Origin of the sequence: Bacillus sp. 22483, assembly GCF_052044605.1 — a bacterium.
In the GTDB taxonomy this organism is placed as follows: Bacteria; Bacillota; Bacilli; order Bacillales; family Bacillaceae; genus Bacillus; species Bacillus altitudinis.
Map to the genome: position 1 here is coordinate 225,051 of NZ_JBQENU010000002.1, position 26,160 is coordinate 251,210.

The following is a 26,160-nucleotide window of genomic DNA, read 5'->3' on the forward strand; positions in this document are numbered from 1 at the left end:
CCCTAAGCCTCGGCAGCTTAGGGTTCTCCAAAAGAAGCAGGGGTGCTTTCGCACGTTCTGCTCCGATTAGAACCCTTGTCAGCCTCACTGGACTTCTTTTAAAAGGTTTTCGGTATTCGATTCATTTGACTCATCATCTTCTGCCTTCCGATGCGGCAGAATCAGGTTTAACAGGACGCCAGTAATGGCAGCGAGTGCCATTCCTGACAGCGTCAGATTGATTTGTTTCACCTCAATGAATGCCCCGCCAATTCCAATGACTAAGATGACTGATGCGATAATGAGATTGCGCTTTTCTTCAAAGTTCACTTTATGATCAATCAGGATTCGCAGTCCGCTTGAGGCTATGATTCCAAAGAGCAGGAACGAAACGCCCCCCATAACCGCGGATGGTACTGTACTGATTAATGCTGAAATTTTCCCAACAAAGCCGAAGCAGATCGCAAACACCGCTGCTCCGCCGATGACGAAGATACTGAACACTCTTGTGATCGCAAGGACACCAATGTTCTCTCCATAAGTCGTTGTTGGAGGTCCGCCGATGAGTGAAGCGAAGATTGTCGCCGCACTGTCTCCTAAAATGGAGCGATGAAGACCTGGCTTTTTAATAAAATCTTGTCCAACAACTTTGCTTAACACGACTTGATGGCCGATGTGCTCAGACATGGTCACAAAGGCAACCGGCACCATCACTGTGAGAATGCTTAAGGTCACAGCAGGTGTATAGTCGACAAATGGCACAACAAAGTCTGGTACAGCAAACCATTTTGCGTCAATGACCGGCTGGAAGTTCACAATGCCTTGTGTTAAAGCAAAAAGATAGCCGCTGATAATGCCGATTAAGACTGGAATCAAGCTAAGGAATCCTCTTAGGAAGATCATACTAATAATGGTGACAGCGAGCGTGAAGCCTGCAACCATTAAATGCTTCAGGCTGTAAACAAGCTCCTTTGCATTTGGATCGACGTACATCGCCATGTTTACAGCTGTTCCAGCGAGTCCGAGTCCGATGACCATAATGACGGGTCCTACAACGACAGGCGGCAGAAGCTTCATTAGCCAACCTGTGCCGAGCCATTTGATAAATAATGCGATGAGTGCATATGCCACACCCGCCATAAAGGCACCTACCATTGCGGCTCCAGGGCCGCCGGTGGCTTTTACATTCAAGATAGGGGCGATAAAGGCGAAGGACGATCCAAGATACGCCGGAATTTGCCCTCTTGTGATGATTAAGTACACAATGGTTCCAACCCCGCTTGATATGAGCGCAACGGCTGGGCTCATATCAATGATCTTTGGTACAAGAATGGTTGCACCAAACATGGCAAACAAGTGCTGCAGGCTGAGTGACAGCCATGTGAACGGTTTTGGGATATCTCGAATGCCTAAATTGGCTTTTTGCTGACTCATGATTTTCCTCCTAGATGTGTCCTTTTTCATTAAAAAAGCCTCTTTGCGAGTATGCGCAAAGAGGCCTAGAAAAACCGTACACGTCACTTTAGTCGTGTGCTCGGTGTCTCTGTTATTGCCCTCTTTGCAAACTCTCTGGAATGCATTTAAAAAGGTTATTTTTCATATATAGCGACAAGGTCGTTTTGATCTACTTCATTGAGCTGAACCATGACTGTCTCTGCTTTTGATGTCGGGATGTTTTTTCCGATATAATCCGCTCGAATCGGCAGCTCCCGGTGTCCCCGGTCGACTAAAACAGCCAGCTGAATGGAAGATGGTCTTCCTACATCCACAAGCGCATCCATAGCTGCTCTCACCGTTCTGCCTGTGAACAGAACATCATCCACGACAATGAGTGTTTTGTCATTAATGTCAGCTGGAATGTCTGCACCCTTGACAAGCGGGTCTTGATTCTCTGTCTTTTTTGTCAGGTCATCACGGTATAGCGTAATATCCAGTTCACCCACAGTCACGGGGTTTCCTTCAATTTGCTCGATGCGCTCTGCAAGGCGCTTTGCAAGATGAATACCTCTTGTCTTGATCCCGGCCAGGATGACATCCTTCATCCCTTTGTTGCGCTCAATCATTTCATGTGCAATACGGGTAAGCGCTCGTCTTATCGCTTGTTCATCAAGAATGACTGCTTTTTGTTCCATCTTTTACACCTCTTTTTGACAAATAAAAAGCCCCTTCTGCAAAGGGCAGAGAGGGGCAGCTCATTTGTGCATACTCGTGCACAAATTGATCCGTTATCCTTCTCAGCCTCTCTGGACTGTTTTAAAGAATCTCAATTTCTTCGTTTATTATTTCAAAAAAAGAACGGCCTGTCAATCGTTATTTCTTAATGAATCGATAAAGCCCCGCATATCAGCTGGAATTGGAGCTGTAAACTCCATATATTCTCCTGTTCTAGGGTGATCAAACCCTAACACGCCTGCATGCAGCAGTTGTCCATTGAAATCAACGGTTTTTCTCGGGCCATATTTTGGATCTCCGGCAAGCGGATAGCCAATGTATTTCATATGAACACGAATTTGGTGGGTTCTTCCTGTTTCAAGGCGGCATTCTACAACGGTAAAGTCTTTAAAGCGCTCCATCACATCAAAATGAGTGACCGCCTGCTTTGCATTTTCTTTTGTGACCGTCATGCTTTGGCGATCTTTTTTGTCTCGACCAATTGGTGCATCAATCGTTCCAGTATCATGCTGAATGATGCCATGAACAACGGCTGTGTATTTTCTAGTGACCGTTTTCGCCACCAGCTGATTGACGAGTGATTCATGCGCCATATCATTTTTTGCGACCATTAAAAGCCCTGACGTATCTTTATCAATCCGGTGGACAATTCCTGGTCTCATCACACCATTAATGCCTGACAAATCATTGCAATGAGCCATGAGGCCATTGACAAGAGTACCTGTCACATGTCCTGGTGCTGGATGAACGACCATTCCTCTTGGTTTATTAACCACTAGTACATCTTCATCCTCATAATAAATATCAAGATCCATTGATTCCGCTTCTACATCTAGTGCTTCTGGATCTGGAATTTCTACTTTGATTTGATCTCCAGCTTGTACTTTATAATTGGCCTTCACTTGTTTTCCATTTACTTCGATGAGCCCATCTTTCACCCACTGCTGGACTTGGGTTCTTGACCATTCTGGTTCAGTTGTGCTTAAAAATTTATCAAGCCGTTCACTCGTTTGTTCTTCTGAAACGGCAATGTTTACTTGATTCATGTAGTTGACTCCTTATTTTTCTTTCCATCTAACAGCATTTGAATAAAGAGCAGAATGACCCCCACACATAGAGAGGAATCTGCGATATTAAAGATTGGATAATGATAATCCCCAAATACGAAATGAGCAAAATCAACCACTTCTTGACGGAAAATACGGTCAATAAAGTTTCCAATCGCTCCGCCAAGCATTAAGGCAAGCGCTACGCCAAGTAGCTTGTCCTTTTGTCCATGTTTTTGCAAATAATAAACAATTCCTGCAATAACAACGAGTGTGATCACATAGAAAAACCACATTTGTCCTTGGAGAATCCCCCATGCGGCTCCTGAATTTCGGTGGGATGTGATGTAAAAGAAGCCATCAATCACAGGAATAGAATCACCGAGCATCATATGTTTGACAATGAGCCATTTTGTTAATTGATCTAAACAAATTATCACGAATGCGATTATGTAATAGAACACACACGTTCCTCCATCTTCATACTTTGGTCTTTATGCATTTTATCAAGAAAACAGGATGGAGTAAAGAAACTTTAGTTGACAGACAAAAACCTCCCTACATGTGGAAGGCTTCAAAATGAGAATCGTTTGATTCATAAGGATAAGGGGTGAATGCTTTTTTCTCGTATTGCTTATGATATAAAAAGTCGTCAGTCGTACGAGCAGTCGGAAGAATACTCATTTGTTCAATGGGCATTGTATGCCCTGTCGCCTCACATATGCCATAAGTTCCTTGTTCAATTTTTGCAATCGCGAGCGAAACATCTTGCAGTTCTTCTTTGATGTGATAAAGAAGCGTGGTCGTTTTTGCTTGATCGAAAGTGACATGTTCAGCGGGTGAACGCAATGATGCATATTCAAACAGTTTCGATTGCAGTTCTTCTCTCATTTGAAGGAGTTCCATGTAAATCGTCTCTAGATCGCCATTCATGTCGCTGTTTCAACTCCTGCCCTGTCGTGATAATCATATTGTTGCCCCGCCTGTTCACTTTAAAGCCAAAAGATTTTTCCTTTCGTTCTAAACGCTGTCATTTTCTCTATATCAAAAACGCCCCGCTATATGCGGGGCGCTAGTTGGTGATATCACGCTGTTAATTCTGGTAATATTTCTCCACGATTTCAGCATTTTTGAGCGACAATGTTGGGTATTTTGGATTTGCGCCAACATCTTTTGAAATAATGCGGGAGCGTTCGCACAGTTCGCCTTCTGCTTTTTGAACAACAATACGTCCTGATGTGTATTCAGGCGCTGATGCGTCTGCATGCTTCTCATCTTCTACTGTTAACTCAGAAATGATAAAGAGCTGCTTCACATCTTCTTTAATGGATGCAAGAAGGTTTTTCACTTCCTCTGTTGCATAAAGGGTCACACTTGCTTCAAGTGAACGTCCGATGACTTTCTCATTACGCGCAATTTCCAGCGCTTTTAGCACATCGTCACGTACTTCCATAAAGCGGTCAAACTTCACTTCTGTCGCTTCTGCTTGAGGAACATCTACACCTTCTGGCATATCTGTTAACTGAACACTTGGCTCTTCAACAAAGCTTAAGTGGCTCCATAGTTCATCTGCTGTATGCGGAAGAATTGGTGCTGTCAACTTCACTAACGCCATTAATGTTTCGTAGAAGACCGTTTGCATGCTGCGGCGGTCTGGATGATCCGCATGCTCAATGTATACCACATCTTTTGCAAAATCGAGATAGAAAGAGCTAAGCTCAATCGTACAGAAGTTGTGGATGGCATGATAGACAACCGCAAATTCGTAATCATCATAAGCTTTTTTCACTTTATCAATCAATTTGTTTAATTTGATTAAGATATATTGATCCACTTCGCGAAGCTCTTCGACGGGTACTGCATTGACTGCTGGATCAAAGTCAAACAGGTTACCATGCAAGAAGCGGAACGTGTTACGGATTTTACGATAAACTTCTGCGACTTGTTTTAAAATGTCGTCAGACACTGGATGATCGGCTTGATAGTTGACAGAAGATACCCAAAGTCTAAGAATCTCCGCACCAAGCTGCTTCGCCACCTTCGTCGGATCAATCGTATTGCCTAATGATTTACTCATCTTGCGTCCTTCTTTATCAAGCGTAAAGCCATGGCTGAGAACACCTTTATATGGCGCTTTTCCAGTGACTGCAACTGCTGTAGATAAAGATGAGTTAAACCAGCCGCGATATTGATCAGAACCTTCAAGGTAAAGGTCTGCCGGACGAACCAGATCATCTCGTTCTTCTAATACCGCTTGGTGAGAAGAACCAGAATCAAACCATACATCCATGATATCTTGCTCTTTTGTAAATTCACCGTTCGGGCTGCCTGGATGTGTAAAGCCTTCAGGCAATAATTCTTTTGCTTCTTTTTCAAACCAAATATTCGAGCCATGTTCTCTAAATAATTGAGAGACGTGCTGAATCGTTTCATCTGTGATGATTGGCTCACCATTTTCAGCATAGAAGACTGGGATTGGAACGCCCCATACACGCTGTCTTGAAATGCACCAGTCACCTCTGTCACGCACCATATTGAACAGGCGCGTTTCGCCCCAAGCAGGAACCCATTTCGTTTCTTTAATATTATCTAATAGTGCTTCTCTGAAATCTTTAATCGAAGCAAACCACTGAGCAGTTGCACGATAAATTGTTGGTTTTTTCGTTCTCCAGTCATGCGGATAGGAGTGCGTGATAAAGTCGAGCTTTTTCAATGCGCCTTTTGCTTCAAGCTGTTCTGTGATGGCTTTATTGGCATCCTCGTAGAATAGTCCTTCAAAACCAGGTGCTTCTTCTGTCATCACACCTTTTTCATCTACTGGACATAACACATCAAGACCGTACTTCATACTTACGATAAAGTCATCTTCCCCGTGACCTGGCGCTGTGTGAACACAGCCTGTTCCTGCATCTGTTGTGACGTGATCGCCAAGCATCACAAGAGAATCTCTATCGTAAATTGGATGTGCTGCAACGACCTTATCTAATTCTTTACCTTTTAAGGTTTTCACAACTTCGTACTCTTCAAAGCCAAGTGTTTTTGCCACTTGTTCAACTAGCTCAGATGCGATGACATATCGCTCAGCACCCACTTGAAGCACACTGTACTCTAGGTTTGGATGTACACAAATGCCAAGGTTTGCAGGAAGTGTCCAAGGTGTTGTTGTCCAGATGATGAACTGCTCGCCGTTTTCAAGTACGCCTTTGCCATCTTTCACTTTAAATGATACGTAAATTGATGGTGAACGTTTGTCCTTGTATTCAATTTCTGCTTCAGCAAGTGCTGATTCACTTGATGGAGACCAGTTAACAGGCTTAAGACCTTTGTAAATATAGCCTCTTTTCGCCATTTCACCAAAGACAAGAATTTGCTGCGCTTCGTATTCAGGCTTTAATGTCACATATGGATTGTCCCAGTCTGCTCTTACGCCCAAACGTTTAAACTGATTGCGTTGACCTTCGATTTGTTTCCAAGCATACTCCTCACATAGTTTACGGAATTCTGCTGTCGACATTTCTTTGCGTTTGACTTTTTTATTTTTCGTAAGGGCTGTTTCAATCGGTAAGCCATGTGTATCCCAGCCCGGTACGTACGGTGCATGGAATCCATTCATTGATTTAAAACGGACAATAAAATCTTTGAGGATTTTATTGAGTGCGTGCCCCATATGAATGTCACCATTCGCATATGGAGGTCCATCATGCAAAATAAAGGTTGGGCGTCCTTTTGTCCGCTCTAAAACCATTTGATAGATGTCTTTTTCTGCCCATTCCTCTTGGATTTCAGGCTCTTTGTTCGGCAAGTTCCCTCTCATCGGGAATTCTGTTTTTGGCATTAATAAGGTGTCTTTGTAGTTCATACCTATTCCTCCACATGCAAATTCGTATTAAAAAACAATAAAAAAAGCCCTCTCATCCCATAAGGGACGAGAAGGCTTGTCTCGCGGTACCACCCTTTTAGACAAGCGCTTTGAAATTGCCGCTTATCCACTCTAAAATCGTAACGTGATCTGACGCCTTTTCTTACTCATTCATTTCAGAAAAGGAACTAAAGGGGTGATCTCATTGCAGCGTTTCGTAATGTCAGGCTTCCACCGTCCCTGATTCGCTTTATTACGCATGTAACCGCTGCGAGTGTCCCTTTCAAACGTTTATCTCTTGTTAATTTATGATGGTATTATATGCAACATGAGCACGTCATGTCAAGGTGATGCGCTTATTCTTTTTCGTCAAAGACAGCGTCAACTTCATATTCCAGCAAATGATCCCAATCATCATTTTTCAGAAGATCAAGCTGAGCTTCGATGAGCATTTGGAAACGAGTTCTAAAGACTTTCGACTGTTTCTTGAGCTCTTCGATTTCCATTGCAATCTTTCTTGATTTTGATAACGCTTCGTTGATAATACGGTCTGCATTTTTCTCAGCTTCACGAATGATCAATTTCGCTTCTTTATCAGAATGACGCTTCACGTCTTCTGCTGCTTCTTGCGCCACAAGAATGGATTTGTTTAATGTTTCTTCAATTGTTGCAAAATGGCCTAGTCTTTCATCAAGCTCGTTGACTTTGTCTTCAAGCTCGTTCTTTTTGCGAAGTACGATCTCGTAATCTTTACGTACTTGGCTTAAAAACTCATTTACTTCATCTTCGTCATAGCCGCGAAAACTTTTTGTGAACGTTTTATTATGAATATCATTAGGTGTTAATGGCAATTTTGCCACCTCCAGATTCAAATTCGTTATGTCAGAAGCTCAAATGTTACTTTGAATTTATCTTTTTTCGTCTTCCCATCAATTGTTTTTAAGCTAAAGCGGCCAAATCCCCTGACAGAGAGCTGATCACCTTCACCAATTGTAAAGGAAGGGTCTTCAGTGACTTTCCAGTTTACTTTGACAAGACCATTTTTGACCAAAAGCTGTGCTTTTTGCCGAGACTGACGGCTGACAGCAGCACATACAGCGTCAAGCCGCAGTGAAGAAATCGTATCTTCTTTGATATCGGTTTTGCTGATGACTGGCTGAAGATCTGCCTTGCTGATTTCCTCTAATGAAACAGATGCTCTGCCGACATGCGTCAGCTGAGCCCGAACAAAATCGGCAACATCGCTTGTACAAATAAATTGCACGTTGTCCTCTGAAAATAACAAATCACCGAATTTTTGACGCTTCAGGCCTGTCCCAATGAGCGAACCGAGAAGGTTGGGGTGTTCTATAGAAATAAACTTTTTCGCATAGTTCACCTGAAAATAAGTCAGTTCAAAATCCTGTATGGTCGGTGCTAAATAGTCAGGATAGATCAAAGCCCTTTTTCGCTCCGCTTCCTCATACCCGCCAAAAAACATGAGACCCAGTTCATCAGAATGCTGAATCACGGACTGGGTAATGAACTGCTCACGCGGATCAAGAAAGTCTGTTAATTTCATTCGATATTGATCGAGTGCGATGTTTTTCCAGCCTAATACTTGGTCGACAAATGGCTGTTCGTCTTTTCTAAAATGTTGATAAATATCGCTCATTTTGTTCCCCTTTTATGTAAAAGAGCCTGGCAGATGCCAAGCCCGGCAGCCTGTTTACATGAATCGTACAATCATATTATAAAGACCAGTTAGTCCATACGATGATGCGAAACGAATCACAAGCAATGCCACAATCGGCGAGATGTCAATCATGCCAATTGGCGGAATAATTTTACGGAATGGTTCTAAATACGGTTCGCAAATGTTTGTCAAGAAGCGGCCAATCGCTGTTTCTCTTGCAGATGGCACCCATGACATAAAGATGTAAATAATGATCGCGAATGAGTAAATCGTTAATACCGTACCCAAAATATTAAAAATGAAATTTAGAATAACTATGATTTACCACCTCTGAGGTTCTTCCTCTGTCAATAGCTCTGATATTGTGCCAGATACATCCACATTATCAGGTGTGCAGAGGAATATATTCGAGCCAATACGCTGAATGTCTCCACCGATTGCATAAACCGTTCCGCTTAAGAAGTCGATGATTCGCTTTGCTTGATCGTGCTGAATGCGCTGCAAATTGACGACGACTGCACGCCGATTTTTAATATGATCTGCAATCTCTTGAGCCTCTGCATAAACACGTGGCTCACTTAACACCACTTTAGAGGATTTTTGCACGCTTTGCAAGCTGACGACATTTTGTTTTCCTGCCTGAGGACGCTCTTGAAATGCTGTTTTATCTTTTGTGTTTTTTTCTTCTTGTGCTGGTTCTCTTTCTTCATCAATATATTCGTACTCATACTCTTCATCATCGAGTGTGAAGAAGCTTTTAAACTTATTTTTTATGCTCATGTCACGCACCTCCTGTTTCATTTCCAACAAGTGAAGAGCCAATCCGAACAAATGTCGCACCTTCTTCAATTGCGATTTCAAAATCGTTTGACATGCCCATCGATAAATGCTGACAAGGTGCATTTACTTGGTTCAGTTGTTTTACCTCTTGTTGAAGGCTTTTTAATGTTTTAAAACAGTTTCGTATCACAGTATGATCATCTGTAAATGGAGCCATTGTCATGAGTCCAGCAATTTCAATATGTTTGAAATCAGCGAGCTGTTTGACAAATGGAATCACGTCTTCGCTTTGTAAGCCGTGTTTTGACTCCTCAAGTGATGTGTTCACCTGTACAAAACAGCGAACCGTGTGATCCGCTCTTTTTTCAATTTCATTCGCAAGGGACATTCTGTCTAGCGAATGTAAGTAGTCAATGGTCTGAATGACAGATTTCACTTTTCGCGTCTGTAAACTGCCGATGAAGTGCCAGCTAATGTTTTCATCGGTTATGGCTGCCTGTTTTTCAAGTAACCCTTGGTCACGATTTTCACCAAAGTGCAAAATTCCGGCATCCTTTGCTTCTAATGCTCGTTCAATCGAGACATACTTTGTGACAGCGACAACCGATACATCGTCTGGATGTCTACCTGCTCTTTTACATGCTTCGTTGATTTGTTCATTTATTTGTCTGAGATTCTCTCGTACATTCAATTGCACTTATGCCTCCTTAAACCCGACAAAAGACATCATACGTCCTGTTTTCCCTTGATCACGCCGGTGTGAGAAGAAATGCTGCTCATTGCAACTTGTGCACATCGAACTGACATGTATGTTTTCTTCTTTTAATCCTGCATGAAGTAATACGTTTTTGTTTAGTGTTTTTAAGTCAATTTTGTATTGTCCTTGTGAAATCTCGGAATACACATCCTCTGTTGAAAAAGGAAGCTGTTTCACTTGATCTATGACAACATCATCTACTATGTAGCAGCAGCTGCCAATGGATGGTCCAATGACGACTTGTATATGATCGGCATCAGCGCCTTCTAGGCGAACCCATGCATCAACCATGTTAGCGCCGATTTGTTTGACGGTTCCTTTCCAGCCGGCATGAGCTGTTCCAATCAGCCCAGATTGCGGAGCTAGAAAATAAAGCGGAACACAGTCAGCGAAACAAAGAGCGAGCATGATGTTTGGTTCAGAGGTGTATAAACCATCTGTTCTAGAGAGCGCTTCATCATACTGAAGACTTCCTCTTCCCTTTTGTTCCTTCGTGACTTTCATGATGCGATCCTCGTGTGTTTGGTCAGCAAACACCCAATTAGAGAGCGGCACAGCAGTAGCATCTGCAATGACTTGACGATTCATTTGGACACTAGAAGCATCATCTCCTACATGGAGTCCAGTGTTCATTGATTGATATGGAGAAAGACTAAAGCCGCCATTTTTTGTCGTAAAACCGGCCAATATCTCTTTTCCAGAACATGTCATGTTCGTCCAATCATGAATCAGCATTGCATAAGGTGATTTCTGCTGAAAGGGGTCATATTTGTCTATCAAAGCTGCCTCCCACCTTTCATTCATCTCTCTTTATATCGCTCCTATTTTACCACAAGACCTGCTAAGACAGTTAGTGGGATTCATTAAATATTACACTCAAATGTGCCCTTTCTACAGGTTTTTTTTCAAATTGATATGAAAACGTAATCTTTTTACCCGAAAAAGACATTGATTGCTGAGAATGGAGAGGTTGTTTTTAAGGAAAATTTGATCTATTAGTTGAGGAATTTACACAAATTAAGAAGACAAACGGACAAGTATCACATCTTCGCCAATTTTTACTATATTTCGCCACGGGACAATCATTTCCTCTTCTTTTCCGAAAAATCCCATCATTTTACCTGTACCGCCTATGATAATCGCTTGTATTTTACCGCTCGTGACATTGATATCGATGTCTCCAATAGTACCTAATTTTTTTCCGCTGGACACATCGACGACATCTTTGATTTGGAATTCAGAAATACTGATCATCTGTCCTTCCCCGCCTTTCGTTTTCTACTATAATATGTATGATGGAAAAGCAGGGAAGCAGACCAATAGTTTCTCTTATCTACAATTTACTTAAGTGAGGACGGCCGTTTTGCCACATGACTTCGACTGGACATTCAAAGAAGGAAGAAAGCAAGTCACTTGTCATCATCTGCTTTGTCTCCCCTTTATGAAAAACAGTACCTTCTTTTAATAATAAGGTGTGCTGAAAAATCGGGAGAATCTCTTCTGCATGGTGGGTCGTATAAAGCAATGTGGGCGCATCTGGTTTTGATGCAATCAATGAGATCGTCTCCAGCACTTGTTCTCTTGCTAAGAAATCAAGACCCGTCACAGGTTCATCTAATATTAGAAGCTTCGGATCATTCATTAAAGCTCTTGCGATCAGCACTTTTTGTTTCTCCCCTTGCGAGAGGGTTTCATACGTGCGATTGGCATATTGAAACGAGCCAAATGTTTTTAATAAATCAATCGCCTTCTCTCTTATCTCATCTGTCGGTGTTTCATAAAGTCCGATGGAAGCAAATGCCCCGCTCAAAACAATTTCAAATGCATTGTCATCTCTGTGCAGCTTCTTTTCAAGACCAGCAGAGATGAGACCAATTTTCTTCCTTAGTTTTTCACCAAGCGCTTCCTTGCCAAACACATGGCCTAACACCGTCATCTCACCTGACGTTGGAAAATAATATGAGCAAAGCATATTTAATAAAGCCGTTTTCCCAGCACCATTTAAACCATAAAGCACCCAGTGTTCCTGGTCTTTCACCTGCCAGTCAATAGAACGAAGCAGCCATTTTCCATTTCGTTTTAAAGAAACATCCTTCAAGTCAAGCGACACGATCTTTTCCCCCTGAATAAAAATTCTGAATATACAAATAATAACGTCTACAGCATATCGCAAATGTTTCAATCAGTAAACCTAACGCAAAAAAGCTGCTCCCTAAAAGGAACAGCTTTTTTGCATGGTTACGAAATTTCAATTCGCACGCCTTCTTTAATATCAGGAAACGTATGCGGGGATGCAAAGACAGCTCCCGGTAATACATCATCAAACGGCTCTTGGAAGTAGATCGAAATATGGCCGAGTTCCTTAAAGTTGTCATTTGCTTTATTGCCTAAAGCAGTAATGGTATACGTTTGGTCGCCCACTTGAATCGTTCCGCCTAATTTCAGCGGCTCTTCTTCTAAGTGTTCAAACTCATGAATGACAGACATATCTCTTAATTCCTGCGGCGCTGCTGGTCCAAATAAAACAATCAGCTTATCTTCTTTAAACTGCGGGACTAAGATCCCAATTTCTTTTACGACAGATTGTGTTACCATGTATCTCGATTCCTCCTTTAATACGTTTAATACATACCGAAGCTGGCAACGTATGCGATCACAACAGATAGAACGCCTGTAATGAGACGGCTATACAAAACAGCTGGTACCCCATATTGTACCGTTTCCGGCTTTGCTTCACCAAGTGATAGCCCAACCGGGATAAAGTCACACCCTACTTGACCGTTGATCGCAAACAGTGCTGGAAGAGCAAATTGAGGCGGAATGTTTCCTAGTGCAATTTGACTACCAATCAGTACACCGATGACTTGTGCGATGACTGCCCCAGGTCCTAAGACAGGCGACAGGAACGGTAAGGTACAGACAACAACGAGCAGTAAGAGCCCCCATAAAGATCCTGCCAAAGGTGAAAGGAAATGGGCAATCAGATCACCGATTTTTGTATAATTGATAATTCCAATTAACATACTGACAAAGGCCATGAATGGAATAATGTTTTTAAGGAGCATATCAACAGAATCACGACCAGCTTGATAGAATGTGCCGGTTACTTTTCCGATTCCTCTTGAGAATCTCATGAGGAAATTCCCTTTTTCTTGACGCTCGATATTTTCCTCTTTCAGTTTTGAATAGGTTTCTTTGAAATTCTCTTTGTCAATTGAGCCGCTGCTTTCTTGACCTTCTACATTCCCTTCACTATCAGATGCTTCAGCAAAGGAAATATCTTTTTCTGTGACACCTGATACGAAGATATCCTCTGTAATGTGTTTTGCAAGCGGTCCAGAAGGAGAGGATGCCAGCACATCGACAGTAGGAATGCGTTTCATTGGATAAAGTCCGATTCGCGCTGTTCCTCCGCAGTCAATGACAACACACATCATTTCATCTTCTGGTATAGAATTTTTAAAGCCATCACATGCTTCTGTCCCTGTCATTTCTGCAATTTTTCGTGCAACTGGGTGAATGCCTCCTCCTGTAATGGAAACGACCTTTCTTCTTTTACCGGTTGGTTCAAGCTCTAATCCTTTTCCCCATCCGCCAGCACCTTTTGCAACAAATACTTTGTGGTTTGTCATGTCTAACCCTCCCCTATTGTGAATTCGCTTTCATTTTTCCTGCTAAGTACTTTGTGATCCATTCCGTAATGATTCCGCGAAGTAAAATGACAACGATCCCGACTAAGAAGTAACGAACAGCCAGCTCTGACATAGAGTATCCAGCTTCTTTAATCCCGTTCGCAATTCCTAAGTAGACAAACAGTTCTCCTGCGTTGGCATACGGGAACAGCGATGTCACCGGATGAACAAATGAAACAGCTGAATCATAGAATGCTGGTTTTTGTTTTTCAGGTAAGAAGCGGCCAAACGTATAAGCCATTGGGTTTGTCAAAATAAGAACGGATAAGATCGGCATTAACGTATAGCGCAAAATGGTATATTTCGCTGCAAACTGAATCGCTCTATTCACTCGCTCTTCTCCAATAAACTTCATGACAGCATAAGTGAAAGTAAGTAACACAACAAGCGTTGGAACGATACCTGTCACAAGACCCATGAACTGCTTTCCGCCGGCTTCAAACATCCCGATAAAGTGCTCTCCAAACCATTGAATCCATTCCATGTTTCATCTCCCCTTTCTTAGTTCACATTTGTTATATTTTTTTTAGAAATCGAGACAAGCGCCTGCTCCGCTGCCATGGAGAGTGCTTGCATGACAGCTGGTCCCCTTTTGCGCTTTTTCAATGTTTGTTTCATCATGTGATGCTCATCAAGCACAGCCCCCACATGTTTTCCTTCATAGGAAGGCAGTTCCTTAAATTTAGACAAAATCGAGACGCCACCCAGCACATGACACTTTTGAATGATGTATGATTCATCGACAATGATGAGCGCAATGGCTCCAGGACCAAATTTGCGCCGCTCCATTCCTGAAAACAAGTGATAGCCTTGTTTCCCTTTATAGTCGTCAATCAGTGAATCCATGCTCTTGCGGTAGTACTTGATTTGAATAAACGATAAACCATACTGCACAATCAAAATGATACAAAGTACGATTGCTAATTTTTCCATAGCCTCACGTCCTTATGATTGAAATAAGTGATCTTGTAATGAACGCAGCTTCCAGACCGTTGTGCTTGCATCAAGTTCTACATCATCATGAGATAGGAATTGCCCCAATTTGATATCTTTTTTCGCTACCACTTTTCCGCTGATTAAGCCAATTGGGATGTGGCCGTTCGCTTTCATGTCTTGATGTGTTTCAAGTACACCTCTTACGGAGTATCCGCCAATACCATCAAGTGTTTCTCCTGCTTTAATATCTCTTTTCGCCACAGCGACAGTTTCTGATACTGGTACACCAATTGGATGGATTGAAGAATCGTGTTGTAAGACTGCTTTTGCGATCGTCACTGGTGTTTCAAGACTTGCTAAGTGGAAAGGACGATACAGTGTGTAGTGAGGACCTTTTCCAACTTTTAAGTAGCGAAGTTCTTCATCTACTGGCTCAAGATCACTCTTGACGATGACAAAGACACCTGGTGCCAGTCCGTTTACATATTCAACGACTCCGAAGTTATCCAGTACGCCGCCTTGCTGTTTTTGATTTAATTTATCTGCTACATTTTCTAAATTCGCTTCTACTCCATGCATGCCGACTTTATCAGGCAAAAGTCCTGTTGCATTACTTAATAGGTTCATTTCTGCCATCGTTTTTGTTCCGTCTTGGAATGCTGCCAGCATGTGGGCACTCATATGTTTACTATCTGCTTCAGCTTTACACGTATCTGGGTTTGCTTCTGGGAAGAATGGGTTGTTCTTACCTTTCCCAGCAACCAATACTTCAAGCCCCATTGTTTTTGCAAATTCGTATAGTTCTAGCGTTGCTGCTGGTTCATCTCCAGCTGATCCAGAGTAAACAAGTCCTGCATTCGTGAATAATTTATGCATGACCAAGCCGATCGTAATATCGACTTCTACATTTAAAAGAACGAGATGTTTTTTTGAATTAAGCGCTTCCAAAGAAATGTTTGCTCCGACCTCTGGAACACCTGTTGCATCCACAACGACTTCCACAGAATCTGATTGAATCACTTCTCTGTAATCATTTGTGACGACCATTTGATGTGGTTTCGCATGTTGCTTGTAAAAATTCGCTGCTTTCTCAGCTGCACTAAGATGAATATCACAAACACCTGCGACAATCATGCCTGGAATTTTAGAAATTTGTGAAATGAGTCCAAACCCCATTTGACCTGCCCCGATAATCCCAACTTTGATTGGATCTCCGCTGCGTTCTCGTGCTAACAATTGTTGATAAATTGACATCTAAATCATCCTTTCAGGTTTTCTTGCTTCACAATAGATTGCTAGAAAAATAATCTGAAACTTTTAACAAATGTTATAAAAATTAACAAAAATCTGTTTACTGTAACATTTGTTATTTTATTTATCATTTGTTATGAACTTAGTTTATATGATGTGTCAACTTTGTGTCAAGATAAAATCGATAAAATTCTCAATCTTTTTGAGTCTAAAGACTCAAAAAAACTACCTAATCGGCTTAGGTAGTTACTTTAATAGGGCATCTCCGGTTTGTTCATCTGTAATTAACACATGAATTAATCCACCTTCTAACGCTGCCCTGATCGCTTCAATTTTTTCTTCTCCTCCAGCGACACCAATCACAAGAGGGATCTCTTTCAGTTTTAGAGGACTGATCCCCATCACCCGGTCGTTCCACGGATGCGGATACACTTCACCTTTATGATCAATAAAGTTATAACAAATGTCACCCACGACATCTTTCGCTTGCAGGATATCTTCCTCACCACTTGTCATATAGGATTTCACCATCGTTGAATGTTGCGGAACCCCGCCTATTCCTACGACCGCGATATTTGATGATTCTCCTAATTCAATGACTTTTTTGATCGACGGCTGTCTAATGAGTACATCTTTCGCTTCTTTCGTATCAAGCATGACAGGCACATGTAAAAACTCACATTTGGATTTGAGTGCTTCTGAGCATCTTCCAATAATATAGTTGGCATGAATATCAACATCTTCATTTCCGACGCCTCCGACAAGCGGAACAAATGTCACAGATGGAAAATGCTGAACAGACGTAAGCGCTTTCGCCATTTCATGCAAGGTTGTCCCTGATGAAAAACCGATGACTTGTCCATCCTTCATGACTTTTAATAAAAAGCCCGCAGCCGCAGCTCCTATTCGACTTTTTGTTGTTTCTTGACTGAGAGATTCCACACACACGACTTCTCGCAGCCCATATTTTCGCTCTATTTTTCTTTCTAACGAACCATATTGTTGATTTACTTCATCATGAATAATGATTTCCACGATTCCTGCTTCACGTGCTTTTGCCAAATATTTCGATATGAGCGAACGGCTAACCCCAACAGCTTCTGCAATTTTAGATTGAGTGGCGCCTTCTTCATAGTACATATGCGCAACCTTAATGAGCAGCCTTCTTTCATCATGGAATGTCATAATAACCCTTCTTTCCGCTTCTCTATTCCCTCACAAATGATATTTTAAATAACATTTGTTAAAAACAGATTAAATGAAAAAAATAACAGAGTCAATACTACAGATGGGTTCTCTAAAAAGAATGAAAAAAGCCGCACATCAGCGGCGGCTTTAAAAAATATTTTTATTCATTTGTTTGATTGCTGCTTTTTCAAGCCTTGATACTTGTGCTTGAGAAATGCCGATTTCTTCTGCCACTTCCATTTGTGTTTTGCCTTGGAAAAAGCGTTTACGAAGAATCATTTTTTCTCGATCATTCAATCTGCGCATTCCCTCTTTTAAGGCCAATTCTTCTACCCATTGTGTATCTTTGTTCCGTTCATCACTAATTTGATCCATCACATAAATCGGATCTCCTCCGTCATTATAAATCGGTTCAAACAAAGAAACAGGATCTTGAATGGCATCTAGGGCAAAAACAATTTCCTCATGAGGGACTTCTAACACTTTGGCAATGTCTTCTGCCGTTGGTTCCTTGCTTGTCTCACTAATCAGTCTCTCACGGACTTGAAGCGCCTTATAGGCAATATCTCTTAGTGAACGAGACACCCGGATGGGGTTGTTATCGCGCAAGTATCGACGGATTTCTCCTATGATCATAGGGACCGCATAAGTTGAAAATCTGACATTGTGGCTTAAATCAAAATTATCAATTGATTTCATTAATCCGATACAGCCTACTTGGAAGAGATCATCAACATACTCGCCTCTGTTGTTAAAACGCTGAATCACACTTAAAACCAACCGCAAATTGCCATTGACTAGCTTTTCTCTTGCTGTATCATCACCTTCATCTTGCAGCTGTCTGAATAATTTTCTCATCTCGTCGTTTTTCAGAACAGGCAGTTTGGAGGTGTCGACTCCGCAGATTTCCACTTTATTTCTGGACACTTTTTTCCCTCCCTACAGGAGCTGTTGTACAAAGTTCAGTATCTCCGTGGGATGGAAAAATATGCACGGCCTACGACGAGAAAGATGTGAAAAAATGGTGATCCCTTTGACAGTGCAGGGATAAAGCTTTCAAAAAAATTTTTTTAGACCATCTTATTAAATTCTTTTTGCAATCGTTTAATAATTCTTTTTTCGAGCCTTGAAATATAGGACTGAGAAATACCAAGCATGTCGGCAACATCTTTTTGGGTTTTTTCTTCACCGCCAACTAAACCGAACCTCAGTTCCATGATCTGTTTTTCACGATCGTTTAATTGTTCTAACGCTTTTTTCAGTAATTTTTTATCGACATTTGCTTCAATATCCCGGGTGATAATATCATCATCTGTCCCAAGTACATCTGATAAAAGCAATTCATTTCCGTCCCAGTCGATGTTAAGCGGTTCATCAAAGGATACTTCTGAACGGATTTTATTATTTCGGCGCAAATACATCAAAATTTCATTTTCAATACATCTAGACGCATATGTGGCCAGTTTGATCTTTTTTTCTGGATTAAACGTATTTACTGCCTTGATGAGGCCTATCGTTCCGATACTAATCAAATCCTCAATGTTAATGCCTGTGTTTTCAAATTTTCTTGCGATATAAACGACCAATCGCAAGTTTCTTTCGATCAAAATGGCTCTTGCTGTTTGATCCCCTTTTGGTAATTTAACGAGCAATTCTTGTTCTTCATCCTTTGATAATGGCGGAGGCAGTGCCTCACTTCCACCAATATAATAAATCTCATCACTCTTTAGCCCTAGCTTCATGAGGAGTTTATACCAGTAGTAAGTGAGTTTAAATTTTAATTTTTTCATCTTCTTCTCCCTTCTAAATGTCCAGTTGACTTCGTAAGATAAAAGACATCACAAAAAACTACGACACCCCTTGTATCATTTTTCCGTCTAACATCTCTGGATGAATGATGGATTGAAATTCCTGATCTGCTGATAATCCACTTAGACTCATCCCAACAAAACACTTCGCTGGCTGGATCATATGCGTTCTTGTATAAAGGACGACCGTATCTGGTTTAAAGCATAGTAGAAACCCGTGATCATGACCGACTGCGCGATACGGAACGAGTCTTAAACGATCGAGCAGCGGAAAATGGTCATCGAGCTTTTGCATCACTTCAACAGGATGAAACTGTTTCATTTTTTCTATAAATGGCTCTCCGAAAATAGATGTGAGCTGATCGAGCTGGACGATCATGACAGGTGTTTTCGTCAATGGATCATACAGCTGATTTCCAGAATCGACCAGACCATTTAAGCGGATTGTTTCTCCTTGAATGTGTATCTCCACAAGTACTTGTTCGTCATATTGTCTTTTTTTCGCACCAACCTCTCCTAATCGTTTCTTTGAAAACAGCCAAATGGCCGGAAAGCCAGTGAGAACAAAAAGCCAGCTAATGGGATCACCAAATCCATCATTTTGTGAAATAAGCAGTCCATCTTGAATGACTGTATTTGTCTGCAAAAACGAATGAACCCCGATCATGCCCCCTCCCATCAAAAATGTGACAAAGTAAAAAGCAAACAGGTTTTGAAAAAAGGAACGAAATCTTTGAAAGCCAAAGGTTCCAAGCACGATCAAGACAGAAAAAAGCAGTTTACCTAAAGGGTGCGACACAATCATTGCAAATGGCGTAAAGAGCAAGAGAACAATGCTCGACCCAATGAGAGCTCCTAACATATATCGCCTTTTTTTCACTTGTCGTTTGAGAATAAATGCCGTGAGTAAGAGCAGCAATAGATCAAAACAAAAGTTTAACAGCCAAATGACATCTAAATAAATGACCACCTTCTGCTCCTTTCATCTGAAACAAAGAATCAAAAGCAGTACTTGCACTTGTTTGTACCAGTATAAAACAGTCATCGGATGGAAGTCTGTCAATTCTTGTAGGGGATGATAGAGAACTTTTGGTGGATTGTTATCGTTTTTGTCGACGTATGAGACAGAAAGAACATCCGAATGATTTGTTGGACAAGTGTCTCCTCAATCCATTGCACAAAAAAAGACACGCTCCGAAGAGTCGTGTCTTTTTCGCTGTCATTCTTTCTCATTGATGGTGAGTGTTCCTTCTGCCTTCTGTCTTGTGACATTTCCATAATCATCTTTGACAATGACTTCAATCACCGCACCTTTTGCTTTTGCAATAGATGTCGCCGTCCAGTAGCCTTCATACGTTCCCGGTGCTACTTCACGAATCGGCAGTTCGGTTGTGTTTTGAAGCTTTGATCTAGCATTTGTCAGCGGCATATGAAGAACAAAGGTGGCATCTAGCTTTTCCCTGCTTTTAAATGAAATCTTAACCGATTCACCTGATGATAGATTCATATTGTCTTTTGGCGTTAATTCAGAAATGACAGGTGCATCATATTGTACATCGATGTCGACCTTTTTAGTCGTTTTGTTTCCTGCCGCATCTTTTGCTGTCACTTTGATTGTATTTTTCCCATTCTCAAGAAGCACCCTTGCAGAATATGCCCCATCCTTTACGGTCGCTTTTTTTCCATTGACTGTGACTTGATCTAGATAATCATCCGCTACTTTCCCTTCCACCGTGAGTGATTCTCTATTAAACTTGTCGCCTTTTTTCGGTGTATCAATGGTCAATGTCGGTGCTGTTTGATCGATGATCACATTGACTGGCTTGGAATGTTTTGTTGAGCCTTTATCCGTTACAGTCGCCGCCGTGAAGACATGCTCTCCACTTGGAACAGATACATTTTCTTTGAAAGTACCCGACTCATCTGATTTGACGTTGGCCACCTCTTCATCATTCTGATAAATGGCCACATCGAGACCCGGAGAGGCTGTGCCTTCAATCGTCAATTCACCTTGATTTGTAATGGTTCCTTCCTTTGGAGAAGTGATTTCTGGTACATCTGCTTCATAGTTTACGAGCGCACGAATCATATAATTCCCCTCTTCTTTCGGAGAAGGAGAAAAAGCACCGCTCGTCAGCTGCCAGCTTCTTTCAGCATTAGGGCCATCTTCATCTGTGGCAAGTCCCGGAGATTCGGTATTCTTTTTCGTTTGAATATAAACAAGATAGAAATCTCCATCCACTGTAATGGCTTGATCTTCTAAATCTACTTTTGTCCATTCACCATTACGCAGCGCATTTGCTTTTAAAGGTCCTGCGATTTTCTCACCTGGAGCGCCACCCTTCCCAGAAGCATCATATACTTCAACAGCAAATTCATCGCCTCCAGGAGCTGGCCATTCTGATGTCCAAAACCGGAAAAGACCACCTGTGACTTGTGCTTGTTTTTTTCCTTTTTCTAATGAAAACTTCACAGCCCAGCCATTGCCAGGATCGTAGAAAGCCCGCGCATTTTCAGCCGTGCCATCATCGTAGCCAATCTCTCCCGGAAAGCCGATAAAAGGCTCAAGTTTCACTGACTTTTCAAGTGGCTTTTCCGTCACATCCGCTGTAAACGTATAGCCTTTAAACCCCTTTGCAAAAATTTTGACTGTATAGACACCGCTTAATGCCTCTAGAGAAAATTCACCGGATTCATCTGTTTTCACCGGCTCAATTTTTGCGTCCTCCACAAGATAAACAGTTGCATTCTTCACCTTTTCACCAGTTGTTTCATTGACGACCGTGCCGGAGATCGTTCGTTTCTCTAGCGGCTGTAAGGAGAAATTCGCTTCTGCTGTTTCTTTTGATGCCACTTTGACTTTTTGGGACCGTGATTCAAAGCCGTAAGCTTCCGCTTTCACTGTCCATTCTCCTGCTCCTTGAGACAGCTGATATTTCCCTGTCGCTTCATCGGTGGAAGTTGATTTTCCGCTTTCTAGAACACTGATTTGTGCTTTCATTGGAAGAGCTTGAATAGACGGAGCATCATGACTGTTTTGCTTTTGAATGTGTACATGTTTATTTTTTACTTTAGCAGGCTTTGCCTTTTTTGGATCAACTGATTTCTTATTCTGGCTTGTGGATTTTTCTTTTTTGATCACACCTAGCTGGTTCTTAGCTTGTTGAGACAAAGCCTCATCTGTGATTTTCACATCATCTAAATAAAAGCCATCTTTTGTGACACTGCCATCTGTTCTTATCTGAAACAGGACTCTCACTTTTTGACCTTTATAAGCAGATAAATCAACCTCGCCTGCTGTCCACGCATTTGTTTTCCCCGTATAAGCTGTCACTTGAACGGCGTCTTCCCCCTCTGGCTGTACATAGACATGCACATAATCATAATTGGCTTCGAGATCATGCCAGTATTGATATTGCAGGTAGGAAGAACCTGAATCTGGTACAGCAATGAGCGGCATAGACAAATTGGCGTCCGTTTTATTTTCATAAGGACTGTCTAAATTGGTGGCATAGACATGTTCCCCGCTAAATGCTTGTTTTGGACCTGTGGACGGTTTTCCCCACTGCCACGGATCTTTTGTTCCACCACTGAACCATCCACTTGGCCATGCTTCAAAATCTTGTGAGTAGCCAGTGGTGATGGATGTTTTAATTGGAAGTGTATAAGAATCTGATGCCGCTTCATTTTCTCCAAAATCTTTCACAATCCATCGGTACGTCACGTTTTCCCCCTCAAGTTCAGGGAGCTGCACCGTATAGGTTCCTTTCAAATGATTTCCATCCGTGCGGTTGGCTTGCAATGTCTCCCATTCACCTTGATCTACTCGGTAAGTCAAAGAAACATTTGCCACTGCTATCCCATCTTCTGCAGTGATGGTCAATGGGGTTGGCGTTGCAGCAAAAATTTCATTCGGACCTTTATGTGAAAAAACAGGTGGTTCTGTATCTTCTCCCTCTTTTGTCACCTGACCTTCAATCGTACCGATGCCATTGGTTAAAGCCATAATCGCCTCTCTTGCATCAACTAACCCTGCCCCATAGCCGTTGTTAGGGGATTCAGGAAATTGCTGATCTGTCAGTGGTTTCGCTGTCTCAATGAGAATTTGCTGAATTTCATCAACAGAAAGGTCTGATTGCACTTGGCGAAGAAGAAGAACAACAGCTGAGACATGCGGACCTGCCATCGATGTACCATTCCACCCATCCTCATATCCTTTTCCCGGGATCGAAGAACGAATGTTTACTCCCGGAGCAGCAATATCTGGTTTCATTACGCCATATGGAGATGGACCCTGAAGGGAGAAAGACCCTAACTTGTTGTCATGATCTGTTGCGCCTGTAGCAAAGGCTTCCTGATAGTTAGCGGGATTTGCAATCGAACCCGCGCCGCCTGGATTGAATAAATCGGTATTACCGGCTGAAAATTCTGGAAAGATGTCTGCTGCTCTCCAAGCATTCACTACATCTTTATACCAATCATCAAGACCTGGCCCACCGCCCCACGAATTATTCACAACATCAGGTGCCTTTTCTGGGTGAGGGTTTCCGTTTTGATCTTTCGGGGCTAAAACCCACTCACCGGCATCTAACAGATCAGCATCTGTACCGCCATCTTCTGAAAAAGCTTTCACTGCAATCCATTCTGCTCCCGGTGCGACCCCAATTTGATTTTTTCCATCTGGCTCAGAACCAACCATTGTGCCTGTCACATGGGTCCCATGCTCCAAGTCATCATAAGGGACTTCAGAGCCTGCCGTAGCATCATACCAATTCAGTTCATGAGATGGTTCGTTCGGACGAGCAGGATCAAACCCGCGGTATTTTTCTTTTAGCGCAGGATGATCCCATTCGACACCTGTATCAATACTTGCCACAACGGTTCCGGTCCCGTCATAGCCTAAATCCCACGCTTCTGGTGCATGCACCTGAGCAATATTCCATTCGACTCCATCTACTGCTTTGATTTGTTTGTTTGGCTTAGCATGCTTCAAATCAACAGGACGATGAAGTTGACGAGTTTCATTCGGCAGCACTTGAGCTACTTCTGGAAAAGAAGCAACCTTTTCCATCACTTCTTTTGTTGCCGTCACAGCTAGACCATTCACAATATAGTAGGAATGAATATCTTTCACTTGCTTATTCTTTTTTTCCTTTTGTAAATACGCTAGGAGCGCTTGCTGCGTTTCATCAGATGTTGCTCTCAGCTCAGATACAACGGCTGATCTTTTTGTGTACTGCGTTTTAGCCGCAGTTAATTTTTGTTTTTTTGCTTTTGATATAGCTTCTTTTGCTACTTTTTGTACATTCGTTTGTTCCTTCATTTTGACTAAGAAGGTCACCTTATCTTCCTTTTGAAACTGCTTCTTTAATCTCGAAGAAATCTTGGCTTTTGTTGTCTTAGAGGAAACGGCTTCCTCCTGATATGAGGTAGAAGTCGATTTTGCTTGAACCATCCCAAAGCTTGTCATCGTTAAAGTACCTATCACCAAAAGACTCATGAAACGATAGACGGCGGTTTTGCGAAACTTCACTTTCAATAAAATCCCTCCTCCTCAAATGGTCAAACAGTGTGTATCCTGGCCCTCCCCCTTCTTTTTGATCATGACAAGTTTCATGGTGTTCTCATTAATGTAGTCAAATAAAGTTCAACATTTTGTCGTTTTTTGTAAAGGGAATTAAAAATGATTCTTTTGACTTAAAAGGCTCAAACCAAAACACATACGATAGTTCCAAATAACACGTCGGAAACAAGACTTTTATATCAATCAGGCTCAGGATCTTCTCACCATGCAGACATAAAAAAACCCCTTCCAAAGGAAGGGGATGAATCGTGCTTGCTTATCGTTTGTTGCGGTTACGTAAGAACGTTGGGATATCCAATGTATCATCACTTGACTGTGTATTTTGTCTTGGTTGTGATGATGTTTGCTGATGTTCCTCACGTTTTACTTCACGCTTTTGTGGAATGGATTGATTTTGCTTTAATCCTTGTCCTAATGGATTTCTTTGAGGTTTTGTCACTTCCGGCTCTTGCTCAATAAAACCGGTTGCGATGACTGTGACCACAATTTCATCCTTCAAGTTATCATTAATGACAGATCCAAAGATCATGTTGACATCTTCATCAGAGGCTGATGCAACAATATCCGCTGCTTCTTGTACCTCATAAAGACTAAGGTTCGTACCACCAGTAATATTCATGATAACACCTTGTGCTCCATCAATCGCTGTTTCAAGAAGTGGTGAAGAAATGGCTTTTTTCGCTGCTTCAGCAGCACGGTTTTCGCCTGTTGCGACACCAATTCCCATAAGAGCTGAACCTTTGTTAGACATGATCGTTTTCACGTCAGCAAAGTCAAGGTTAATTAAACCTGGTGTTGCAATGAGATCTGAGATCCCTTGAACACCTTGTCTTAACACGTTATCTGCTGCACGGAATGCTTCAAGCATTGGCGTGTTTTTATCGACAATTTCAAGCAGGCGATCGTTTGGAATCACGATTAACGTATCAACTGCTTCTTTCATAGAAGCAATCCCTTCAACTGCTTGAAGCTGACGCTTTCTTCCTTCAAATGTGAAAGGACGAGTCACAACTCCAACTGTCAAGGCTCCAGAATCTTTTGCGATTTTCGCAATGACAGGTGCAGCACCCGTACCAGTTCCACCGCCCATACCTGCTGTCACAAAGACCATGTCAGCGCCTTTTAGGACTTCTTCAATTTGTTCTTTGCTTTCTTCAGCAGCTTTTTTACCGACTTCAGGATTCGCACCTGCTCCAAGCCCTCTTGTCAGCTTAGCACCGATTTGCATTTTTGTTTCTGCTTTTGATAAGTTTAACGCCTGTGCATCTGTATTCACTGCAATAAAATCGACACCCTGTACGTCATTTTCAATCATTCGGTTGACAGCGTTATTTCCGCCGCCACCTACACCGATTACTTTAATTGATGCTAGGCCGTCTATATTTGTTTCAAACTCCAACATGCTGAATCCTCCTAATCCGTCGAAAATCTAG

General features: G+C 41.9%; 25 protein-coding genes and 1 other annotated feature. All 25 genes read right to left on the reverse strand.

The window, feature by feature from the left end:
* Positions 1–84 precede the first annotated feature (84 nt).
* The 25 genes from ACTJJQ_RS04070 to ftsZ all read right to left on the reverse strand — a co-directional run bounded on the left by ACTJJQ_RS04070 (position 85) and on the right by ftsZ (position 26,129).
* Positions 85–1,413: a uracil-xanthine permease family protein gene (locus ACTJJQ_RS04070; RefSeq protein ID WP_440599972.1), complete on the reverse strand. Its 1,329-nt coding sequence runs from the start codon at positions 1,411–1,413 to the stop codon at positions 85–87.
* Positions 1,414–1,568: 155 nt separating this feature from the next.
* Positions 1,569–2,111 carry a bifunctional pyr operon transcriptional regulator/uracil phosphoribosyltransferase PyrR gene (pyrR, locus tag ACTJJQ_RS04075; RefSeq protein ID WP_007499718.1) on the reverse strand — a complete coding sequence of 181 codons (543 nt, stop codon included), beginning with the start codon at positions 2,109–2,111 and terminating at the stop codon, positions 1,569–1,571.
* Positions 2,112–2,282: 171 nt separating this feature from the next.
* On the reverse strand, positions 2,283–3,197 hold the full coding sequence (locus ACTJJQ_RS04080; protein ID WP_007499719.1) for an RluA family pseudouridine synthase: 915 nt from the start codon (positions 3,195–3,197) through the stop codon (positions 2,283–2,285).
* Positions 3,194–3,661, reverse strand: a complete 468-nt coding sequence (gene lspA / locus ACTJJQ_RS04085) for a signal peptidase II (RefSeq protein WP_008344942.1) — start codon at positions 3,659–3,661, stop codon at positions 3,194–3,196. The genes ACTJJQ_RS04080 and lspA overlap by 4 nt, the downstream gene beginning before the upstream one ends.
* A 94-nt stretch (positions 3,662–3,755) precedes the next feature.
* Entirely contained in the window at positions 3,756–4,130 is a 375-nt protein-coding gene (locus ACTJJQ_RS04090) for a TraR/DksA family transcriptional regulator (protein ID WP_008344944.1), read from the reverse strand.
* A gap of 160 nt (positions 4,131–4,290) precedes the next feature.
* On the reverse strand, positions 4,291–7,056 hold the full coding sequence (gene ileS, locus ACTJJQ_RS04095; RefSeq protein WP_047946970.1) for an isoleucine--tRNA ligase: 2,766 nt from the start codon (positions 7,054–7,056) through the stop codon (positions 4,291–4,293).
* Between the two features lie 59 nt (positions 7,057–7,115).
* Positions 7,116–7,353 (reverse strand) — a binding site (T-box leader).
* 59 nt (positions 7,354–7,412) lie between these two features.
* Positions 7,413–7,907, reverse strand: a complete 495-nt coding sequence (locus ACTJJQ_RS04100) for a DivIVA domain-containing protein (protein WP_008344947.1) — start codon at positions 7,905–7,907, stop codon at positions 7,413–7,415.
* 26 nt (positions 7,908–7,933) lie between these two features.
* On the reverse strand, positions 7,934–8,710 hold the full coding sequence (locus ACTJJQ_RS04105; protein ID WP_017367204.1) for an RNA-binding protein: 777 nt from the start codon (positions 8,708–8,710) through the stop codon (positions 7,934–7,936).
* A gap of 54 nt (positions 8,711–8,764) precedes the next feature.
* Positions 8,765–9,043, reverse strand: a complete 279-nt coding sequence (locus tag ACTJJQ_RS04110; RefSeq protein ID WP_370539204.1) for a YggT family protein — start codon at positions 9,041–9,043, stop codon at positions 8,765–8,767.
* A gap of 9 nt (positions 9,044–9,052) precedes the next feature.
* A complete protein-coding gene (sepF, locus tag ACTJJQ_RS04115) occupies positions 9,053–9,511 on the reverse strand; it encodes a cell division protein SepF (protein WP_216942286.1) in 459 nt (152 codons plus the stop codon).
* A gap of 1 nt (position 9,512) precedes the next feature.
* A complete protein-coding gene (locus tag ACTJJQ_RS04120; RefSeq protein WP_026050091.1) occupies positions 9,513–10,202 on the reverse strand; it encodes a YggS family pyridoxal phosphate-dependent enzyme in 690 nt (229 codons plus the stop codon).
* 6 nt (positions 10,203–10,208) lie between these two features.
* Entirely contained in the window at positions 10,209–11,072 is an 864-nt protein-coding gene (gene pgeF / locus ACTJJQ_RS04125; protein WP_440599973.1) for a peptidoglycan editing factor PgeF, read from the reverse strand.
* Between the two features lie 213 nt (positions 11,073–11,285).
* Entirely contained in the window at positions 11,286–11,522 is a 237-nt protein-coding gene (locus ACTJJQ_RS04130) for a YlmC/YmxH family sporulation protein (protein WP_008344958.1), read from the reverse strand.
* 79 nt (positions 11,523–11,601) lie between these two features.
* Entirely contained in the window at positions 11,602–12,378 is a 777-nt protein-coding gene (locus tag ACTJJQ_RS04135) for an ABC transporter ATP-binding protein (RefSeq protein ID WP_017367201.1), read from the reverse strand.
* A 128-nt stretch (positions 12,379–12,506) separates the two neighbouring features.
* Entirely contained in the window at positions 12,507–12,863 is a 357-nt protein-coding gene (locus ACTJJQ_RS04140) for a PTS glucitol/sorbitol transporter subunit IIA (RefSeq protein ID WP_007499733.1), read from the reverse strand.
* A 26-nt stretch (positions 12,864–12,889) separates the two neighbouring features.
* On the reverse strand, positions 12,890–13,900 hold the full coding sequence (gene srlE, locus ACTJJQ_RS04145) for a PTS glucitol/sorbitol transporter subunit IIB (RefSeq protein WP_440599974.1): 1,011 nt from the start codon (positions 13,898–13,900) through the stop codon (positions 12,890–12,892).
* A 13-nt stretch (positions 13,901–13,913) separates the two neighbouring features.
* A complete protein-coding gene (srlA, locus tag ACTJJQ_RS04150) occupies positions 13,914–14,444 on the reverse strand; it encodes a PTS glucitol/sorbitol transporter subunit IIC (RefSeq protein ID WP_003210918.1) in 531 nt (176 codons plus the stop codon).
* A gap of 17 nt (positions 14,445–14,461) precedes the next feature.
* Positions 14,462–14,893 (reverse strand): transcriptional regulator GutM, encoded by a 432-nt coding sequence (locus ACTJJQ_RS04155; RefSeq protein ID WP_008354650.1) that lies wholly within the window; start codon positions 14,891–14,893, stop codon positions 14,462–14,464.
* A 12-nt stretch (positions 14,894–14,905) separates the two neighbouring features.
* Positions 14,906–16,150, reverse strand: coding sequence for an NAD(P)H-dependent oxidoreductase (locus ACTJJQ_RS04160; protein ID WP_007499740.1), 1,245 nt, complete (start codon positions 16,148–16,150; stop codon positions 14,906–14,908).
* Between the two features lie 243 nt (positions 16,151–16,393).
* Positions 16,394–17,332, reverse strand: coding sequence for a sugar-binding transcriptional regulator (locus ACTJJQ_RS04165; protein WP_440599975.1), 939 nt, complete (start codon positions 17,330–17,332; stop codon positions 16,394–16,396).
* 150 nt (positions 17,333–17,482) lie between these two features.
* Positions 17,483–18,262: an RNA polymerase sporulation sigma factor SigG gene (gene sigG, locus ACTJJQ_RS04170; RefSeq protein ID WP_003211879.1), complete on the reverse strand. Its 780-nt coding sequence runs from the start codon at positions 18,260–18,262 to the stop codon at positions 17,483–17,485.
* A gap of 143 nt (positions 18,263–18,405) precedes the next feature.
* Positions 18,406–19,125 carry an RNA polymerase sporulation sigma factor SigE gene (gene sigE, locus ACTJJQ_RS04175; protein ID WP_007499746.1) on the reverse strand — a complete coding sequence of 240 codons (720 nt, stop codon included), beginning with the start codon at positions 19,123–19,125 and terminating at the stop codon, positions 18,406–18,408.
* A gap of 58 nt (positions 19,126–19,183) precedes the next feature.
* The gene (gene spoIIGA, locus ACTJJQ_RS04180) at positions 19,184–20,113 is read right to left on the reverse strand and encodes a sigma-E processing peptidase SpoIIGA (protein WP_440599976.1); all 930 of its coding nucleotides are present in this window, start codon (positions 20,111–20,113) and stop codon (positions 19,184–19,186) included.
* A 249-nt stretch (positions 20,114–20,362) separates the two neighbouring features.
* Complete coding sequence (locus ACTJJQ_RS04185; protein WP_440599977.1) at positions 20,363–24,682, reverse strand: S8 family serine peptidase; 4,320 nt, start codon at positions 24,680–24,682, stop codon at positions 20,363–20,365.
* A gap of 301 nt (positions 24,683–24,983) precedes the next feature.
* A complete protein-coding gene (gene ftsZ / locus ACTJJQ_RS04190; protein ID WP_007499752.1) occupies positions 24,984–26,129 on the reverse strand; it encodes a cell division protein FtsZ in 1,146 nt (381 codons plus the stop codon).
* Between the last annotated feature and the right edge of the window lie 31 nt (positions 26,130–26,160).

Bases quoted from the DNA above. Each gene is read 5' to 3' on its own strand.
- srlA (WP_003210918.1), bottom strand. From the start codon at position 14,444: ATGGAATGGATTCAATGGTTTGGAGAGCACTTTATCGGGATGTTTGAA.
- ftsZ (WP_007499752.1), bottom strand. From the start codon at position 26,129: ATGTTGGAGTTTGAAACAAATATAGACGGCCTAGCATCAATTAAAGTA.
- ileS (WP_047946970.1), bottom strand. From the start codon at position 7,056: ATGAACTACAAAGACACCTTATTAATGCCAAAAACAGAATTCCCGATG.
- pyrR (WP_007499718.1), bottom strand. From the start codon at position 2,111: ATGGAACAAAAAGCAGTCATTCTTGATGAACAAGCGATAAGACGAGCG.
- ACTJJQ_RS04070 (WP_440599972.1), bottom strand. From the start codon at position 1,413: ATGAGTCAGCAAAAAGCCAATTTAGGCATTCGAGATATCCCAAAACCG.
- ACTJJQ_RS04080 (WP_007499719.1), bottom strand. From the start codon at position 3,197: ATGAATCAAGTAAACATTGCCGTTTCAGAAGAACAAACGAGTGAACGG.
- ACTJJQ_RS04090 (WP_008344944.1), bottom strand. From the start codon at position 4,130: ATGAATGGCGATCTAGAGACGATTTACATGGAACTCCTTCAAATGAGA.
- srlE (WP_440599974.1), bottom strand. From the start codon at position 13,900: ATGACAAACCACAAAGTATTTGTTGCAAAAGGTGCTGGCGGATGGGGA.
- ACTJJQ_RS04140 (WP_007499733.1), bottom strand. From the start codon at position 12,863: ATGGTAACACAATCTGTCGTAAAAGAAATTGGGATCTTAGTCCCGCAG.
- sepF (WP_216942286.1), bottom strand. From the start codon at position 9,511: ATGAGCATAAAAAATAAGTTTAAAAGCTTCTTCACACTCGATGATGAA.
- ACTJJQ_RS04165 (WP_440599975.1), bottom strand. From the start codon at position 17,332: ATGACATTCCATGATGAAAGAAGGCTGCTCATTAAGGTTGCGCATATG.
- ACTJJQ_RS04155 (WP_008354650.1), bottom strand. From the start codon at position 14,893: ATGGAAAAATTAGCAATCGTACTTTGTATCATTTTGATTGTGCAGTAT.
- sigE (WP_007499746.1), bottom strand. From the start codon at position 19,125: ATGAAAAAATTAAAATTTAAACTCACTTACTACTGGTATAAACTCCTC.
- ACTJJQ_RS04160 (WP_007499740.1), bottom strand. From the start codon at position 16,150: ATGTCAATTTATCAACAATTGTTAGCACGAGAACGCAGCGGAGATCCA.
- pgeF (WP_440599973.1), bottom strand. From the start codon at position 11,072: ATGAATGAAAGGTGGGAGGCAGCTTTGATAGACAAATATGACCCCTTT.
- ACTJJQ_RS04105 (WP_017367204.1), bottom strand. From the start codon at position 8,710: ATGAGCGATATTTATCAACATTTTAGAAAAGACGAACAGCCATTTGTC.
- ACTJJQ_RS04130 (WP_008344958.1), bottom strand. From the start codon at position 11,522: ATGATCAGTATTTCTGAATTCCAAATCAAAGATGTCGTCGATGTGTCC.